Source organism: Rhodococcus sp. P4_F3_2, from assembly GCF_056401335.1.
Window position 1 is genome coordinate 1 of record NZ_JBFUJN010000246.1, and the last position, 407, is coordinate 407.

Annotated in this window: 1 pseudogene; it reads left to right on the top strand. The window is 32.7% G+C overall.

What is annotated here, in order from left to right:
• Positions 1-174: 174 nt before the first annotated feature.
• A pseudogene (locus tag AC1DWA_RS33590) lies at positions 175-407 on the top strand (hypothetical protein); the annotation flags it as partial.

Consider the following 407-nt stretch of genomic DNA (forward strand, 5'->3'; position numbering starts at 1 on the left):
ATGCCCTTATCCAGTCTTTTTATGCTTTTTAGTATGTAAAATACTAAAAAGCCTTTGCTTTGCCAGTAGATTTAGTCACTAAAAGTAAGTTGTTAAATTGAAATAGCTGGTATATAAACCCTCTCAACATTCCATAATAAGCTGAGAAAACATAGCTAGGAGATGGATGAATGTATGGTTTTTTTTCGTCAATGGTTAAGGGGAAAAAAGAGTTTTTGTTCACAGGAACAGGCTGATCATGTTTTAAATAGTACGATTTCTTCTGCTCTTTCTATGAATTTAAAACAACTGTCTATGCTTTTTAGTGGAATTCCAGAACTAACCACAAGGAATTTTTCATTAAAAACAGGACAGAAAGCCGCAATTATATATATGGATGGCCTCGTGGATAAAACATCTATTAATAC